This is a genomic window from Curtobacterium sp. PhB128 (genome assembly GCF_004340725.1).
Classification (GTDB): domain Bacteria; phylum Actinomycetota; class Actinomycetes; order Actinomycetales; family Microbacteriaceae; genus Curtobacterium.
Window position 1 is genome coordinate 616,622 of the sequence record NZ_SLUR01000001.1, and the last position, 15,831, is coordinate 632,452.

General features: G+C 70.9%; 14 protein-coding genes. 5 read left to right on the forward strand and 9 right to left on the reverse strand.

The window, feature by feature from the left end:
* Nucleotides 1–61: 61 nt before the first annotated feature.
* The 3 genes from EDF23_RS02795 to dut are packed head-to-tail and all read right to left on the reverse strand — an operon-like array spanning nucleotide 62 to nucleotide 2,104.
* Nucleotides 62–853: a DUF3159 domain-containing protein gene (locus EDF23_RS02795; protein WP_131920309.1), complete on the reverse strand. Its 792-nt coding sequence runs from the start codon at nucleotides 851–853 to the stop codon at nucleotides 62–64.
* A gap of 25 nt (nucleotides 854–878) precedes the next feature.
* Nucleotides 879–1,616 (reverse strand): DUF3710 domain-containing protein, encoded by a 738-nt coding sequence (locus tag EDF23_RS02800; protein WP_243648788.1) that lies wholly within the window; start codon nucleotides 1,614–1,616, stop codon nucleotides 879–881.
* The gene (dut, locus tag EDF23_RS02805; protein ID WP_111086382.1) at nucleotides 1,613–2,104 is read right to left on the reverse strand and encodes a dUTP diphosphatase; all 492 of its coding nucleotides are present in this window, start codon (nucleotides 2,102–2,104) and stop codon (nucleotides 1,613–1,615) included. Before dut ends, EDF23_RS02800 begins: the two co-directional genes overlap by 4 nt.
* A 66-nt stretch (nucleotides 2,105–2,170) precedes the next feature.
* On the opposite strand from dut, the gene EDF23_RS02810 reads away from it, so the two are divergent.
* Together EDF23_RS02810 and EDF23_RS02815 are read left to right on the forward strand one after the other, a co-directional pair.
* Entirely contained in the window at nucleotides 2,171–2,608 is a 438-nt protein-coding gene (locus EDF23_RS02810; protein ID WP_123938171.1) for a DUF3093 domain-containing protein, read from the forward strand.
* A 29-nt stretch (nucleotides 2,609–2,637) separates the two neighbouring features.
* Complete coding sequence (locus EDF23_RS02815) at nucleotides 2,638–4,758, forward strand: acyltransferase family protein (RefSeq protein WP_131920311.1); 2,121 nt, start codon at nucleotides 2,638–2,640, stop codon at nucleotides 4,756–4,758.
* A gap of 99 nt (nucleotides 4,759–4,857) precedes the next feature.
* Here EDF23_RS02815 and EDF23_RS02820 read toward each other — a convergent pair whose 3' ends face one another.
* On the reverse strand, nucleotides 4,858–5,157 hold the full coding sequence (locus tag EDF23_RS02820; RefSeq protein ID WP_031263038.1) for a DUF4193 domain-containing protein: 300 nt from the start codon (nucleotides 5,155–5,157) through the stop codon (nucleotides 4,858–4,860).
* A 276-nt stretch (nucleotides 5,158–5,433) separates the two neighbouring features.
* Here EDF23_RS02820 and sepH point away from each other — a divergent pair, with 276 nt between their 5' ends.
* On the forward strand, nucleotides 5,434–6,459 hold the full coding sequence (gene sepH / locus EDF23_RS02825; protein ID WP_165900980.1) for a septation protein SepH: 1,026 nt from the start codon (nucleotides 5,434–5,436) through the stop codon (nucleotides 6,457–6,459).
* A gap of 47 nt (nucleotides 6,460–6,506) precedes the next feature.
* Here sepH and EDF23_RS02830 read toward each other — a convergent pair whose 3' ends face one another.
* Nucleotides 6,507–7,673 carry a nucleotide pyrophosphatase/phosphodiesterase family protein gene (locus EDF23_RS02830; RefSeq protein WP_165900981.1) on the reverse strand — a complete coding sequence of 389 codons (1,167 nt, stop codon included), beginning with the start codon at nucleotides 7,671–7,673 and terminating at the stop codon, nucleotides 6,507–6,509.
* 61 nt (nucleotides 7,674–7,734) lie between these two features.
* On the opposite strand from EDF23_RS02830, the gene EDF23_RS02835 reads away from it, so the two are divergent.
* Nucleotides 7,735–10,221, forward strand: a complete 2,487-nt coding sequence (locus EDF23_RS02835) for a DNA topoisomerase (ATP-hydrolyzing) (protein WP_131920316.1) — start codon at nucleotides 7,735–7,737, stop codon at nucleotides 10,219–10,221.
* A 439-nt stretch (nucleotides 10,222–10,660) separates the two neighbouring features.
* Here the strand turns inward: EDF23_RS02835 and EDF23_RS02840 are convergent, their stop codons facing one another.
* Nucleotides 10,661–12,787, reverse strand: a complete 2,127-nt coding sequence (locus EDF23_RS02840; protein WP_131920318.1) for a DNA topoisomerase IV subunit B — start codon at nucleotides 12,785–12,787, stop codon at nucleotides 10,661–10,663.
* Between the two features lie 168 nt (nucleotides 12,788–12,955).
* Between EDF23_RS02840 and EDF23_RS02845 the strand changes: the two genes are divergently transcribed.
* Nucleotides 12,956–13,180, forward strand: a complete 225-nt coding sequence (locus EDF23_RS02845; RefSeq protein WP_071255055.1) for a hypothetical protein — start codon at nucleotides 12,956–12,958, stop codon at nucleotides 13,178–13,180.
* A gap of 79 nt (nucleotides 13,181–13,259) precedes the next feature.
* On the opposite strand, the gene EDF23_RS02850 is transcribed toward EDF23_RS02845, so the two are convergent.
* The 3 genes from EDF23_RS02850 to EDF23_RS02860 all read right to left on the reverse strand — a co-directional run bounded on the left by EDF23_RS02850 (nucleotide 13,260) and on the right by EDF23_RS02860 (nucleotide 15,830).
* Complete coding sequence (locus EDF23_RS02850) at nucleotides 13,260–13,709, reverse strand: hypothetical protein (RefSeq protein ID WP_131920320.1); 450 nt, start codon at nucleotides 13,707–13,709, stop codon at nucleotides 13,260–13,262.
* Nucleotides 13,710–13,800: 91 nt separating this feature from the next.
* Nucleotides 13,801–14,574 (reverse strand): hypothetical protein, encoded by a 774-nt coding sequence (locus EDF23_RS02855; RefSeq protein WP_131920322.1) that lies wholly within the window; start codon nucleotides 14,572–14,574, stop codon nucleotides 13,801–13,803.
* Nucleotides 14,571–15,830 (reverse strand): MurT ligase domain-containing protein, encoded by a 1,260-nt coding sequence (locus EDF23_RS02860; protein ID WP_131920324.1) that lies wholly within the window; start codon nucleotides 15,828–15,830, stop codon nucleotides 14,571–14,573. Before EDF23_RS02860 ends, EDF23_RS02855 begins: the two co-directional genes overlap by 4 nt.
* Nucleotide 15,831 lies beyond the last annotated feature (1 nt).

Below are 15,831 nucleotides of genomic sequence, written 5' to 3' on the forward strand. Positions count from 1 at the left end.
AAACCTAATCCCGCTGACGCCGGAGCGCCGGACGGGAAAGTCTCTTGATGTCGAGACAACGCTACACCGTGGCGGCGTCGTCCCTCCGCACGAACACGGTGCGGACCAGCAGCCACGTGACCCAGAGCACGGCGGCGTAGAGCGGGACGCCGAGGATGAGCTTGAGGCCGGCGAGCAGCTCGACCTGCGCGGTGAGGTAGAGCGGCACCTCGACGGCCAGGCGGAGGGCGAAGAGCCCGACCCAGATCCAGGTGGCGACCGTCAGTACGCGGCGCTTGACCGGGTCGGCGCGCCAGTCGACGTGCGAGCCGTCCTCGTTCGCCGGCAGCAGGAACCCGACGACCAGACCGATGAGCGGCCAGCGGACGGCCAGCGACACGAGGAGCCCGACCAACCACACCGAGTTGATGATGATCCCCGGGATGAAGTTGCTCTCGGCGCGTCCGGTGATGAGCGCGAGGCCGGCCGACACCGCGACGCCGAGGATGCCGGCGAAGGACATCGTCAGCGACTGGCGCTGCACCAGGCGGAGCACGACGAACACCAGGCCGACGACGACCGGGATCACGACGCTCGGCACGAGCTCCTTCGTGATCGCGTAGACGACGAGGAACGCGAACCCGGGCAGCACCGACTCGGCGAGCCCGCGGATCCCGCCGACGGCTCCGAGCAGCGCACGCCCGGAGGGCGCCTCGCCAGGAGCGACGCGGGCGATGCCCGCGTTCTGCACCGCGTCGCGGAACTGCGAGGAGAACGACGGCGCAGCCGACGCAGCGTCAGGGGTCCCAGCGGACGCGGGCAGGGCTTCGGACCCGGCCGTCTCGGGTCGGTGGGTGTCGTCGTGTTCCGGCACCGTGCCTCCAGGGCGGGTCAGGTCGTCAGATCGCGGTCTGCGTCGACTTCGGCATGTGCAGCGGGATGAGGTCGCGCGGCGGCATCGGCGTCGTGCCGCGCACGACGACGACGCTGCGGAACAGCTCCTCGATCTCGCTCGCGTCGTCGGGCTGCTCGGCGGCCTTGCCGGCGATCACCCCGCGGAGGAACCAGCGCGGGCCGTCGACGCCGACGAAGCGGGCCGGACGGACGCCGGCGGTTCCGCCGTCGCCGTCGACCGCGACCGGCACGGACGCGCGGAGCTCGGGGCCGAACGGGCCGTCGACCTCGGTCACGACACCGCCCTGGCGCTCGATCTGCTCGGCGATCTGTGCGCGGATCTCGTGCCACAGCCCCGTCGAGCGGGGTGCGGCGAACGGCTGGACCTGCAGCGTCGAGTCGTCGTAGTCGAGCCCGACCGCGACGACGCGCTGCGAGCCCTCCTCGACCTCGAGGCGCAGGTGCAGGCCTTCGCGCGGCAGGACCTTCACGCCGCCCAGGTCGACGTACGGACGGACCAGGTTCGCCTCGGTCTCGTCGTGCGGGCCGTTCTCGGCGCGGTCCTCGGGGGCGGACTTGTCCGTCGGGGCGACCCCGTCGACCTCGTCGAGGTCCGCGTCGGCGTCCGTCGCGATGTCGACCTCTGGGGTCGTGTCCGCGATCTCGACCTCGTCGGCGACGGTCTCGGCCACCTCGACCTCGGCCACCTCGCCCTCGTCACGCTTGCGTCGACCGAACTTCATGCGCGCGTTCCTTCCTGAACATCATCGGCGGCGCCGGTCACGGCACCGCTCCGGTCACCGTAGCCGGACGAGCCGAAGCCACCCTGGCCCCGGACGCTGTCGGGGAGTTCCTCGACGTGCGTGTACGTCACCCGCGGCACGGGCATGACGATCAGCTGTGCGATCCGGTCACCCACGTGCACCTCGTACGGCTCGGACCGGTCGGTGTTGAGCAGCGAGACCTTGATCTCACCGCGGTACCCGGAGTCGACCGTGCCCGGGCTGTTGACGATGGTGATGCCGTGCTTGGCGGCGAGCCCGCTGCGCGGGACCACGAACGCGGCGTACCCCTCGGGGAGCGCGATCCGCAGCCCGGTCGCGGCCAGGTGGCGCTCGCCCGGCTGCAGCACGAAGGCCTCGGTCGAGACGAGGTCGGCACCGGCGTCGCCGGGGTGGGCGTGTCCGGGGCGGTTCTCCCCGGTCCAGAGGACGTCGACTGGTTCGGTCACGTGTCGAGGGTAGTGCAGAGACGTGACCCGACCGTGACCTGCTCCGAGTCGTGGTCGAATGGACCCGTGACCCTGTACCGCGAACGACTCTGGGCCCCGCCCGCCCTGTACCTGGCGACGGCGCTCGTCATCCCCGCCACCCTGCTCGTGTTCCTGCCCATCAGCGTGCTCGCCGGTGTGCTCGTGGCGATCGGAATGGAGCTCGGCGTCCTCGTGCTCCTGTGGGCACTCGCACCCACCATCGAGGTCACGGACAGCGAGTTCCGCGCCGGCAAGGCGCACCTCCCCCGCGCACTCGTCGGCAGCGTCGAGGCGTTCGAGGGCGCCGAGGCGACCACGCAGCGCGGCCCGAAGCTCGACGCACGAGCGTGGACGCTCTTCCGCGGCTACGTGCGCGGGGTCGTCAAGGTCGAGGTCCGCGACGACGCCGACCCGACGCCCTACTGGCTGGTCAGCGTCCGGCAGCCCACCAAGGTGGTCGAGGCCATGCAACATACGCGCTGACCTGGTATCTCACATGCCAGTCTGGGGTGATGGATCGTTCTCCACCACCCCGTACGAAAGCACCCCGTACGAAACCACCCAGTACGAAGCGGATCGATGTCGAGGCCCTTCGCGGCGTCGCGGTCGCCCTGGTGATCACCGAACACGCGCTCGGCACCCCTGCCGGCGGGTGGCTCGGAGTCGACGTGTTCTTCGTCCTCTCCGGGTTCGTGATCACGCGGAGCCTGCTCGCTGAGCACGTCCGCACCGGCCGCATCGACCTCGTCGGGTTCGCGGTGCGTCGGATCCGGCGTCTCCTCCCCGCCGCGCTCGTGGTCGTCGTCGTCACCGTGTCGGTCTCGGCGGCGCTCTGGTTCCGGCCCAGGTTCGTGTCCGTGCTCGGCGACGCCCTCGCGGCGCTCGTCGGCACGATGAACTGGCATCTCGTCCGCCAGGATGCCGACTACTTCGCCGAGACCGCGGCCTCGCCGCTCCGGCACTTCTGGTCGCTGGCCGTCGAGGAGCAGTTCTACGCCGTGTGGCCGGTGCTCCTGCTCGCCGTCCTGGCGGTCTGCGGACGTCGGCGCGCTCGTTTGGTCCCTGTTGTGGTCGCCGCACTCACGGCCGTCGGGACCGTCGTCGCCGTCGGTGCCGGTCCCGTCACGGACTCTGCCTACTTCCAGACCTGGGCCCGGGCATGGGAGCTCCTCCTCGGAGCGACCGTGGCGACGCTGCCGACCGTGGCGACGCTGCCGACCGTGGCGACGCGGTCGACCGTGACCGCGCACCCGACGCCGCGGGCACTGCCGACAGCCGTCACCGTCGGGCTCGGATCGGTCGGCGCGGGTGGCGTCATCATCGGGGTGCTCCTCGCCCCCGTGTCGCCGTTCCCGACGGTCCCGGTCGTCGTCGGGACCGCATTGGTGCTCGTGGCCGGCGACCTGCAGCTCCGGCTCCCCGCGGTGCGGTGGGTGGTCCGGCCCGTGGTCGCGCTCGGTCGGGTCTCCTACTCGGCGTACCTCTGGCACTGGCCGCTCTTGGTGTTCGCCGCCGTCGTCGCCCCCGGGGCGATGGGAACGGCGGCTGCGGTGACGGTCACACTCGTGCTCGCCACCCTCTCGACGCGGTACGTCGAGGAGCCGCTCCGGACCCGACGTCCCGTCGGGCACCGGCCACGACACCGACAGCGCCTCCGACGGCTCCGACGGCTCCCACTGGTGGTCCCGGCGATCGTGGTCACACTGTCGGTCACCACGATGACCGTCGGGGATCCGGCCTCCGCGGCGCGGCTGCTCGAGCGACCACCCACGAACGCCCCCGAGCGACTCCCGTTCGCGGACCCTCGCGCACTCCGCACCGCCGTGGCCGTCGACGGGCACCCGGACGCCACAGCACTCGCCGCCGGTGCCACCCGCGCCTCCCTGCCGCCCGCCATGCGGGACGGCGGCTGCCTCGTCGGCGTCGGCGAGCCCCTCCGGACGTGCGGCACGACGACCGGGACCGATGTGCTCGTGGTCGGCGACTCCACCACCGTCGCGTGGTCGCCGACCGTCGTCGGAGCGCTACCGACGGGTACCGCCATCGGCGTGACAGGCGTGGCGAGCTGCAGCGCCGTCATCCCGACACGCGCGGTGCGGCACCGGTGGTCCGATGCCTGTCTGAGGGCCAAACGGGCCCTCCACCGGGCGGTCACAGCGGCTGACCCCCGACTGGTGGTCATCAGCGCCGTCACGGGCGAGTACCGGGAGCACCTCGGCGACCTCCCAGCGGGCCGTGCAGCCGAGCTCTGGGAACGGTCGATGGCCGAGACGATCCGCGCGTTCCGCAACGACCACCGCCGCGTGCTCGTGCTCAGCGCACCCCAGTACGGTCCGGACACATCCACGTGCCCCGACCGGATCCACGGGTTCGGACCGTGCGCCGCTTCGGTCACCCCGGACGCCCGAGCGAAACGCACCGCGGAGGCCGCCGCGGTCCGCTCGAGCGGACCGGGCGCGGCGTACGTCGACATGGCCGCGTGGTCGTGCAGCAGCGACGGCTCGTCGTGCCCCGCGGTGATCGACGACACGCTCGTCCGGGTCGACCAGGTGCACACCACGAGAGCGTTCGCGGACCGCCTGGTCCCGGTGCTGCGTCGCGCAGTCGACTGGGACGCGTTGCTGCGACGCTGACACGCACAGGTGACGGGAAGCCCGGCACGCGTCCGTCCCGCACCGTACGACGAAGGCCCCGCATCCTGGAGGATGCGGGGCCTTCGGTCATCGGTGCGTCTAGAGCGCTGCGCATTCCGCGCAGACCGGCCCGAGTTTCGACTCGTGGTCGAGCTGGGAGCGGTGCTTCACGAGGAAGCACTCGACGCAGGTGAACTCATCGACCTGCGGGGGCAGCACCACGACGTCGAGGTCGACGTCGCTCAGGTCCTGCCCGGCGAGTTCGAAGCTGCCGGGGTTGTCCGAATCATCGTCGACGACCCCCGACATCTTGTCGGGAACGCGCTCCTTGAGGGCCTCGATCGACTCCGAATCGGAGTTGTCATCGGTCTTCCGGGGGGCGTCGTAATCGGTGGCCATGCCCATCCATTTCTCGTATCGAGAGGTCGTCGCCGGGTGATCGGCGGCGACAGTTTGCACTACGTCCCGCCAGAGTGCAAACCGAGATCTGCGGCGGGTCGTCACGGCGCTGCAACCCGTGACCGGATCGGGACATTCCCGACACCCGTCGCCACTGATGCGCAGACTCCGCGGCACGCCCGTGCGCCTCCGTGGAAACCGTCCGCGACCACTGCATACTCACGGGGTACGACGCACGACCGTACGCGACGCTGGGAAGGCTGGACCATGCAAGACGTGAGAGTCATCGGAGTCGAGGCAGGCGCACTCCTCCTGGCGACCGACGGCGGTACCGAGTTCCGGTTGCCCGTCACGTCCTCGCTGCCGGGGCAGGTGCGTCAGGCCAACCCGGACGCCGGTCCGCAGAAGCGGGTCTCCCCCAAGGACGTCCAGGCCCGCATCCGTGGTGGTGCCGACGCCGCCGAGGTCGCGGCCGCGCTCGACGTCGACGTCGAGTACGTCCGACGCTTCGAGGGCCCGGTGCTCGCCGAGCGCGCGTTCGTCCTCGACGCCTCGCACCGCGTCCCGGTGACCCCGGTCGACGACGAGGCCCCCGACACCTTCGGCGCGGCGATCACCGCGAAGCTCGAGGCCGGCGAGGCCACCGCGATCAGCTGGGGCTCGTGGAAGCACCCGGAGAGCGGCTGGCAGGTCCGGGTCCGCTACACCGCGGCCGAGGTCGAGCACGACGCCCAGTGGCGCTTCGACCCGAAGACCTCGACGCTCGTGCCGGACAACGGCGACGCGCACCGGCTCTCGCACACCGACGACGAGGGCATCGCGCCCCGCCTGCGCGCCGTGGAGTACGAGCAGCAGGACGACGACGGCACCCGCTTCGACTCCGGCGCCTTCCGCGTCGAGGAAGAGGACGAGGCTGTCACGAACCCCGACGTCCCCGACCGCGCACCGCTCCGTGCACCGCTGCCCCGCATCGGCCAGGCGGCCGTCGAGGAGCGCGCACCCGGCAACGAGACCGCCGACCTGCTCGAGGCGCTCCGCCGCCGCCGTGGGGAGCGCGAGGCCGCCTCGTTCGGCGAACAGCGTGACGAGCCGGCCCGCGGCACCTCGATCAGCGTCGTCGACATCCCGCTGCAGGGGTTCGAGGACGAGCCCGAGGGCGACACCGTCCCGCCGTCGGCCGACGCCCGTCCGGCATCGGCGCCCGAAGCCGAGGGCCGTGCGGAGCGCAAGAAGCGCAACCGCCGGTCCATGCCGAGCTGGGACGAGATCGTCTTCGGCACCCGCCCGGAGGACCCGGCCTGATCAGCTCGGACTGACCTGATCAGCTCGGACTGACCCGCGGCCGGCTGCTACTGCGCGAACGCCCCGGCAAGCCGAAGCGGGACGAACGTCTCCTCGTCGGTCATCGCGCCGTGCTGACCGATCATGCGCTTCGGTACCTCGCCGTCCCGCAGCGCGCGGTCGTCGTTGAACGCCCACGACCCGCGTGCCACGACGATCACGTCGCCGATGCGCGGAACGACCTTTGGCGCGACCGCACCGAACCACCCGGCGGCGATCGCCTCGTCGCGGCTCGCGACGTACGCCTTCTTGCCGTAGCGCGCCCGGAACGCCCCGACCAGCCCGCGCACGTCGGTGCCCGGCGCCACCGTGAGCTGGCGGCACCGCGGATCGCCCGCCACCCCGACGACGTCCGTCAACAGGAGCGGGTCGATGGCGATGTTCGCGTGGTCGGGCACGTCGAGCACACCGTGGTCCGCGGTGACGAGGACGCCGACGTCCGACGCACCGCGGGCGTCGAGGCGGGCGAGCTCGCCGTCGAGCAGCTCGAGCGTCGCCGTCCACCGGTCGGACTGCCACCCGGACTTGTGGCCGATCGAGTCGAGCTCCGGCACGTACAGGTACACGAGCGACCGACCGGTGGCGGTCTCGGCCAGGGCAGCGTCGATGCGCTCCGGGATCGTGTCCGCCGACACGTACCGCGCGCCGCCGAGGACGTTCGCGGTCATGCCCGACGCCCGGTACCGATCGGGGCCGATGACGACGGGGTCGACGCCGAGCTCCGCGGCGCGGGTGAAGAGCGTCTCGGTGAGGAACCAGTCCGCGGGGACCTCGGTGTCCCACCCGCCCAGGAGGTTCATCACGGCGCCGGTGTCCGGGTTCCAGCCGCTGTAGCCGACGACGCCGTGCGTGCCGGGCGACCGTCCGGTGGTCAGGGTGCTCAGCGCCGCGGCTGTCGTGGTCGGGAACCCGCTGCGCAGCTTCTTCGCGGCGCCGGACCCCTTGGCGGCCGTGAGCCAGCGGGCGTGTCCGGCGCGAGCCGACAGCGCGACGCTCCCGAGGCCGTCGACCAGGACGACGATCGCGGAACGGGCGGGACGGAGGGCGATCCGGGCCTCCAGGCCGTGGTCACGCGACCACGCGCCGTCCGCAGCCCCGAGCGCCACGAGGCAACTCGGGAAGACGTCGGCGAGGTTCGCGGCGGCGTCGGGGGCCGTCGGTACGCTTGTTCCCATTCCACAGAGTCTCCCAGACGACAGAGTCTCCCAGACGACTCCGGTCTTCCAGAAAGGTGCCATGGCACGCACGGACGCAGTCGGCCTGCCCGACGGTGAGCGCATCGAGGACGTCGACGTCTCCGAGGAGATGCAGGGCTCCTTCCTCGAGTACGCGTACTCCGTCATCTACTCGCGGGCGCTGCCCGATGCGCGCGACGGCCTGAAGCCCGTCCAGCGGCGCATCCTGTACCAGATGGCCGAGATGGGCCTGCGGCCCGACCGCGGGCACGTCAAGAGCGCCCGCGTCACCGGCGAGGTGATGGGCAAGCTGCACCCGCACGGCGACGGCGCGATCTACGACGCGCTGGTGCGGATGGCGCAGCCGTTCACGATGCGCGTGCCGCTGATCGACGGCCACGGCAACTTCGGGTCGCTCGACGACGGTCCCGCCGCCGCCCGGTACACCGAGGCCCGCCTGGCCGAACCGTCGATGGCGATGACCGAGGGCCTCGGCGAGGACGTCGTCGACTTCGTCCCGAACTACGACAACCAGATCATGCAGCCCGGGGTCCTGCCCGCGGCGTTCCCGAACCTGCTCGTCAACGGCGCGTCGGGCATCGCGGTCGGCATGGCCACGAACATGGCGCCGCACAACCTGGGCGAAGTGGTCGAGGCCGCGAAGCACCTGCTGATGAACCCGCAGGCCACCCTCGAAGAGCTGATGGAGTTCGTCCCGGGGCCGGACCTGCCCTCCGGCGGCACCATCGTCGGGCTCTCCGGGGTCCGCGACGCCTACGCCACCGGGCGTGGCACGTTCCGGACCCGGTCGAAGGTGAGTGTCGAGAACCTCACCCCGCGCAAGGTCGGGCTCGTCGTCACCGAGCTGCCGTACCTGGTCGGCCCCGAGCGCGTCATCGAGAAGATCAAGGACGGCGTCCAGTCCAAGAAGCTCGTCGGCATCTCGGACGTCAACGACCTGACCGACCGCAACCACGGGCTCCGGCTCGTCATCGGCATCAAGAGCGGGTTCAACCCCACCGCGGTGCTCGAGCAGCTGTACAAGCACACCCCGCTCGAGGACAGATTCGGCATCAACAACGTCGCGCTCGTCGGCGGGTCCCCGCGCACGCTCGGGCTGCGCGAGCTGCTCGACGTCTACGTGCAGCACCGACTGTCGGTCGTCACCCGGCGGTCGGAGTACCGGCTCGCGCGTCGTCGCGAGCGGCTGCACCTGGTCGAGGGACTGCTCATCGCGATCCTCGACATCGACGAGGTCATCCAGGTCATCCGCACCTCGGACGACTCCGAAGCCGCACGGAGCCGGCTCCGTGACGTGTTCGACCTGTCCGAGGTGCAGGCCGAGTACATCCTCGAACTGCGGCTCCGACGCCTGACGAAGTTCTCGCGCATGGAGCTCGAAACCGAGCGTGACCAGCTGCTCGCCGACATCGCTGCCCTCGAGGAACTCCTGGCGTCCGACGAACGGCTCCGTGCCCAGGTCGCGCTCGAGCTCACCGAGGTCTCCGACAAGTTCGCCACCCCGCGCCGCACGCTGCTCACCGAGGCCGACGCCCCCGTCAAGGGCGGTCGCAAGGCCGCGGTCGACCCGGAGTCGCTCCAGGTCGCCGACTCGCCGTGCCGCGTGCTGCTCTCGACCACCGGACGGCTGATCCGCGTCGACATCCCGACGTCGGAGCTCAGCATCGTCCGCGTGCCGAAGCGCTCCAAGCACGACGCCGTCCGGTCCGCCGTGGTGAGCACCGTCCGGGGCCAGGTCGGCGCGCTGACCTCGACCGGGCGGGTCCTGCGGCTCTCCCCCGTCGACGTCCCGGCGGTGCCGCCCGCCGCGGTCCGCCTCGACGCCGGCGTGCGGGTCACCGACTTCCTGGTGCTCACCAAGGGCGAGACGGTCGTTGCACTCGTCGACCTGTCCGGCGCGTCGTCGGACTCCCTCGCCATCGGTACCGCCCAGGGCGTCGTGAAGCGCGTCGTCCCCGGAGCCTGGCCCGACAAGCCCGAGTTCGTCGCCATCGGCCTGAAGCCCGGCGACGCGGTGATCGGCGCTGCCCAGGCGCCCGAGTCCGACGACCTGGTGTTCATCAGCTCGAACGCCCAGCTCCTGCGCTTCCCCGCGTCCGGCGTCCGTGCCCAGGGGCTGCCGGCCGGCGGTGTCGCGGGCATGGCGCTGGCGTCCGGGTCCTCGGTGATCTGGTTCGGGTCCGTCGCCCGGTCCGACGACGCCGTGGTCGCCACGGTGTCCACGACCTCCACGGCGCTTCCGGGCACCGACTCCGGTCGCGCCAAGGTCTCCGCCCTGTCCGAGTTCCCCGCCAAGGGCCGGGCGACCCAGGGTGTCCGGGCGCACGCGTTCCTGAAGGGCGAGGACGGGCTCACCGTGGGCTGGGCGGGCATCGCTCCTCCGCACGCGGTCGGCACGGACGGCGCCGCGCGGACCCTGCCCGACTGGCTGTCGAAGCGTGACGGGTCGGGGGCGCCGCTCGAGGCCGTCATCGGCTCGATCGGGGGCAGTGCCGCGGCGCTCGACGGCACCGCTGGCGACGCGTAGCGCGCGGCAGCCCCTCCCCGCGAAAGCGACAGTGTCCCGCGAACAGTTCGCGGGACACTGTCGCTTCGGCGGCACGGACCGCGCACGGTGGCGGCACGGTGTCGCTCTGGCGGCACCGAGTCTCGGGCTGAGCGACATCGTTCGCGGTCCCGCACGCGAGTCCGGTCGCCGACCGCGAGACTCGCTGGCCGGGAGGCGCGGGCCAGCCCCGCCCCGACCGCTCGCTCCGCCGACGCGGAAGCGACAGAAGTCCGCCAACAGTTCGCAGGACACTGTCGCTTCGGCGGCACGGACCGCGCATGGTGGCGGCACCGTGTCGCGCTGGCGGCACCGAGACTCGGGCTGAGCGACCGAACTCGGAGCCCGCAGCCCGAGACGAGTCGCTGAGGCCGAGACTCGGGCCAGCGCCGCCGAGACTCGGCCCGGCGCCGCCGCGCGGCTACGCGTCGATGCGGTCGCGGTCCAGACCCTCGCCGGCCAGGATGAACTCCTTGCGCGGGGCCACGTCGTTGCCCATGAGCAGCTCGAACACCTTCGCCGCGCTCTCGGCGTGCGTGATGTTCACCCGCCGCAGGGTCCGGTGCGCGCGGTCCATCGTCGTCTCGGCGAGCTGGTCGGCGTCCATCTCGCCCAGGCCCTTGTACCGCTGGATCGGCTCCTGGTACTTCTTGCCGGTCTTCTCGAGCTTCTTCAGCACGGTCTGCAGTTCCTGCTCGGAGTACGTGTACAGCGTGTCGTTCGGCTTGCCGCGGTTCACCACGACGACCCGGTGCAGCGGCGGCACGGCGGCGAACACCCGGCCCTGCTCGATCATCGGTCGCATGTACCGGAAGAACAGGGTCAGCAGCAGCGTGCGGATGTGGGCGCCGTCGACGTCGGCGTCCGACATGATGATGACCTTGCCGTAGCGCGCCTGGTCGATCTCGAACGTCCGGCCGGAGCCGGCACCGATGACCTGGATGATCGACGCGCACTCGACGTTCGACAGCATGTCCGACACGGACGCCTTCTGCACGTTGAGGATCTTGCCGCGGATCGGCAGCAGCGCCTGGTACTCGCTGTTGCGGGCGAGCTTCGCGGTCCCCAGCGCCGAGTCGCCCTCGACGATGAAGAGCTCGGTGCCCTCGGTCTCCTGCGACCGGCAGTCCGCGAGCTTCGTCGGCAACGAGGAGTTCTCGAGCGCGTTCTTCCGGCGCTGCGTCTCCTTGTGGGCGCGGGCCGAGATGCGGGTCTTCATCTCGGCGACGACCTTCTCGAGCAGGGTCGCGGCCTGGGCCTTCTCGGTGCGTTGCGTCGACGTCAGGATCTCGGTGATGCGCTTCGACACGACCTGGTCGACGATCTTGCGCACCGCCGGCGTGCCGAGGATCTCCTTCGTCTGCCCCTCGAACTGCGGCTCGGGCAGTCGGACGGTCAGCACGGCGGTCATGCCGGCGAGCACGTCGTCCTTGTCGAGCTTGTCCTGCCCGACCTTGAGCTTGCGGGCGTTCGCCTCGACCTGTGCTCGGACGGCCTTGACCACACCGGACTCGAAGCCGGCCTGGTGTGTGCCGCCCTTCGGCGTGGCGATGATGTTGACGAAGCTGCGGAACACCGTCTCGTAGCCGTCGCCCCACCGCAGCGCGAGGTCCACCTCGCAGGAGCGCTCGACCGAGGTCGACACCATGTGGCCCTTGTCGTCGAGCATCGGGACGGTCTCGGTGAAGGTCCCGGTGCCCTGCACGCGCCAGACGTCGGTGACGGCGGTGTCGGCCGCGAGGTGCTCGACGAACTCGCCGATGCCGCCCTCGTAGCGGAAGCGCTCGACGACCGGGCCGGCCTCGACGGCGGTCCCCGTCGCCTCGGCACGCGCAGCAGCGGCCTCGATCGAGGACACGCGCTCGTCGGTGATCGTGATGCCGAGTCCGGGCACCAGGAACGCCGTCTGCCGCGCCCGGGTGACCAGGTCGTCGGTGCTGAACCGCGCATCGGCGGTGAAGATCTGCCGGTCCGCCCAGTACCGGATCCGGGAACCCGTGACGCCCTTCTTCACCTTGCCGACCACCCGCAGCTCGCTGCCCGAGGTGAACGGGCTGAACGGGGCGTCCGGACCGATGCCCTCGGCGTCGTCGAACGTGCCGGGCTCGCCGCGGTGGAACGACATGGCGTAGGTCTTGCCGCCGCGGTCGACCTCGACGTCGAGGCGCTCGGACAGCGCGTTGACCACTGAGGCACCGACGCCGTGCAGACCACCGGAGGCCGCGTAGGAGCCGGAGCCGAACTTGCCGCCGGCGTGCAGCTTGGTGAACACGACCTCGACCCCGGTCAGGCCCGTCTTCGGTTCGACGTCCACCGGGATGCCCCGGGCGGTGTCGCGGACCTCGACCGAACCGTCGGCGTGCAGCACGACACCGATCTCGTCGCCGTGCCCCGCCAGGGCTTCGTCGACGGAGTTGTCGATGATCTCCCACAGGCAGTGCATGAGCCCACGGGAGTCGGTCGAGCCGATGTACATCCCCGGACGCTTCCGGACCGCCTCGAGCCCTTCGAGGACGGAGAGATGGCGTGCGGAGTAGTCGGAGCTCACCGTCCGATGCTACCGAGCGGCACCGACACCCTCGGCGCGGACACTCGCACTGGGGACAACCGATCCGCGCTCAGCGAAACAGCGCTGCACAATGCATCGTTCTCAGGCATCACGTGTTGAAATGGTGCAACCACCCGGCACCACCTGCGATCCGTGAGGAGCACAGCAATGACCCAGACCGTGCAGGACCCCTCCATCGACGAAGTCAGCAACCACCAGCTGACCGCCGCCGACCGTTGCGACAGCTGCGGAGCGCAGGCCTACATCCGAGCCACCATGTCGAGCGGCGAGCTCTTCTTCTGCGCGCACCACGGCGCAGAGTTCAAGGACAAGCTCGCGGCGACCGCCATCGAGTGGCACGACGAGAGCAGCCGACTCTACGAGTCGAAGTAGCGCGCGAAGGCGCGAGCACAGCAAGACGGGAGGCCCGGTGCCAGCTGGCACCGGGCCTCCCGTCTGTCTGTTGCCCGTCTCAGAACGCGCGGTTCAGCGCCCAGGCGGCGCCGCGGTAGCTGTTCGGTCCCCACACGCCGTCGATGGGGCCGCTGTAGCGGCCGTGGGCGGCCGCCCATCGCTGCAGTGCTGCGATGGTCTGGGGGTGTTCGGATCCGTAGAAGTCGCCCGACTGGTAGTACCCGCCGACCGCGAGGCGCTTCGCGACGAAGAACCAGGCGTCGGATCGCATCTGCCCGTCGATCGCGCCCCCGTACCCAGCCCTGCTGGCCATGCACTGCAGCCGCTTGTAGAAGATCGGCCCGGGGACCCCGTCGAACTCGGTCGTGGTCGTCGGCACCGAACTGCAGGCCGAACTGATGCGCGGCGTCGCGGCCTCAGCAGGAGCTGTCTGGACGACGGCCCCGGCAGACGTCAGTGTCACGACGAGTGCGCCGACCAGGGCGAGGACGGATTTGTTGGTGTGCATGAAGCCTCCTTTGACGGCTTCCAACATTTCACATCCTGCACGAGACTGATCCAACTTGGCAACGGTTGCCACCGCATCGGAGACGTGAGCGTCACGCGATGCGCTTGAACGCCTTGTCGACGTAGCGGTCGACCGTCGCGCGCGCTTCGCGTGCGTAGCGGTCGATGGTCGCCGTCTGCTCCGTGTCCGGCGAGTACTCGCGGCCCACTCGTGCGGCGGCTGCGGCGAGGACACCGTCGGTCAGCTGCGGGTTGAGCGGCAGGATCGGACCCTGCGTGTGCGTGCCGAACGACGTGCCGACGATCGCACCCTCGACCGGGGCGCCCGCCTGGTTGCCGCCGCCGGACACGACGTCGGCGAAGGGGGTGACCCCGGCCGCGAGCTCGATCGTGGTGGCGTGGTCCTCGAAGCCGGCGAGACGCTGCGGCGCGCCGGGGAGCAGCGGGTACCGGGTCTCGAGGACGAAGTAGTTGACCCGACGTTCGGCACCGCGGACGGCTCGGGCGTCGAACACGCCGAACCCGGCGAGCGGAGCACCCTCGGTGGGCACGACCTCGTTCGTCGCCAGGTCGAACCCGCCGCCGACGGCGATGACCGGCACGCCGTCACTCGCGAACGAACGGAGCGGAGCGGCGATGCGGGCGACGTCGGCACCGAGCGAGCGCATCGCGCTGAGCGGACCGTTGCCGATGACCACGACGTCGGCCGCGGCGGGCAGGTCGTCGCCGGGCGCGTACTCGAGCACCTCGGTGTCGAGGCCGGCCGCGGCGGCACGGCGGACGAGGGCCGCGACGTTGCCGCGGTCCCCCGAGACGCCCATCTGCCGGGGGTAGACGTGCAGGATGGTCAGCCGGTCGGCCGTCATGCGGTCTTCTCCATGTCCGGGTGGCCGAGGGCCTTGCGGGCGATCATCATGATCTCGTAGTTGACGATGAAGTTCTTCGTCCCGCTGGTCGTCGACCCGAGCTGCTCCATGTGCTTGATCGCGGCCTCGACGTCGGGGTCGACCCGGCCGATGCGGACACCGGCGTGCTCGAGGGCGATCGCGATCTGCCAGGCCTTGTCACCGGAGACGACGTCGACGTGGTCGAGCTTCGAGAAGTCGATGTCGTAGATCCAGGAGATGTCCGGCGTGCCCTCGTCGATCGCCATGAGGACCTGCTCGGGGCGGTCCGGCAGCGCGTCGAGGTTGAGCTGGAGGCTCGCGGCGTTCTTGAACATCGTGAACTCGGCCGACTCGCCGGCGATGGGGAGTCGTTCCCCGCGGCCGTACGCCGGCTTCATCGTGCCGAAGGCCTTCGTGACGGCGTCGGCGCGGAACTGCGTGCCGAGTGCCGCGCTGGCCGTGGCGGTGGCAGCAGCAGCGTCGACCGCGTAGTGCAGGCCGCGTGCGGGCAGGCGCACCGCGATGTCGGCACCGTCGAAGCGGATCGTCGCACCGTCACCGGTGTTCATGACGACCTCTGACTCAGCGGCGTTCGGCTGGGCGTCCTGCCGGTCGAAGTCGTCGGCGTTCTGCAGGCCGTTCGGCGCGGCGGCGACGACCTCGGCGCTCGCACCGAAGCGCAGCACCCGCTGCCCGGTGCGCGCCACGTAGGCGTCGAGGAACTGGTCGTCGCGGTTCGTGATGACGTTCGCCGTGGACAGTGCCGCGGTGTCGAGCATCATGTCGGCGACGCGCTCGGTCTCGAAGAACCGGTACAGCTGGTCGACCTGCACGTTGAGCATCGTCACCGTGGACGGCGACAGGATGCCGGCGAGCTCGACCGCGAAGGCCTCGTCCACCTCGAGGATGCCGATGTCCGCCTTCAGGCGACCGGTCAGCGACACCTCGGACAGCAGCGCCGACGCGATGCCCTGCGGCAGGTTCGCCCCGGACGGGTTCGTGAAGACGCGGAGCCCGTGCGCCCGGACGATGTCCGAGATCATGTGCGTGGTCGTCGACTTGCCGTTCGAGCCGAGCACGAAGACGACGCCGTTCGGGAACTGCTTCGTCACGTGCTGCAGGAAGTCCGGCACGAGCTTGAGCACGATGAAGCCGGGGTACGCGGATCCCCCGCCCCGCGCTCGCGCGAGGGCACGGAGGATCCGCCCGATCAGGATCGGGATGAAGAACCGCATC

Coding starts and splice junctions, on each gene's coding strand:
- EDF23_RS02800 (WP_243648788.1), bottom strand. CDS start 1,616: ATGAAGTTCGGTCGACGCAAGCGTGACGAGGGCGAGGTGGCCGAGGTC.
- EDF23_RS02815 (WP_131920311.1), top strand. CDS start 2,638: ATGGATCGTTCTCCACCACCCCGTACGAAAGCACCCCGTACGAAACCA.
- EDF23_RS02820 (WP_031263038.1), bottom strand. CDS start 5,157: ATGGCCACCGATTACGACGCCCCCCGGAAGACCGATGACAACTCCGAT.
- EDF23_RS02830 (WP_165900981.1), bottom strand. CDS start 7,673: ATGGGAACAAGCGTACCGACGGCCCCCGACGCCGCCGCGAACCTCGCC.
- EDF23_RS02835 (WP_131920316.1), top strand. CDS start 7,735: ATGGCACGCACGGACGCAGTCGGCCTGCCCGACGGTGAGCGCATCGAG.
- EDF23_RS02845 (WP_071255055.1), top strand. CDS start 12,956: ATGACCCAGACCGTGCAGGACCCCTCCATCGACGAAGTCAGCAACCAC.
- EDF23_RS02850 (WP_131920320.1), bottom strand. CDS start 13,709: ATGCACACCAACAAATCCGTCCTCGCCCTGGTCGGCGCACTCGTCGTG.
- EDF23_RS02855 (WP_131920322.1), bottom strand. CDS start 14,574: ATGACGGCCGACCGGCTGACCATCCTGCACGTCTACCCCCGGCAGATG.
- EDF23_RS02860 (WP_131920324.1), bottom strand. CDS start 15,830: ATGCGGTTCTTCATCCCGATCCTGATCGGGCGGATCCTCCGTGCCCTC.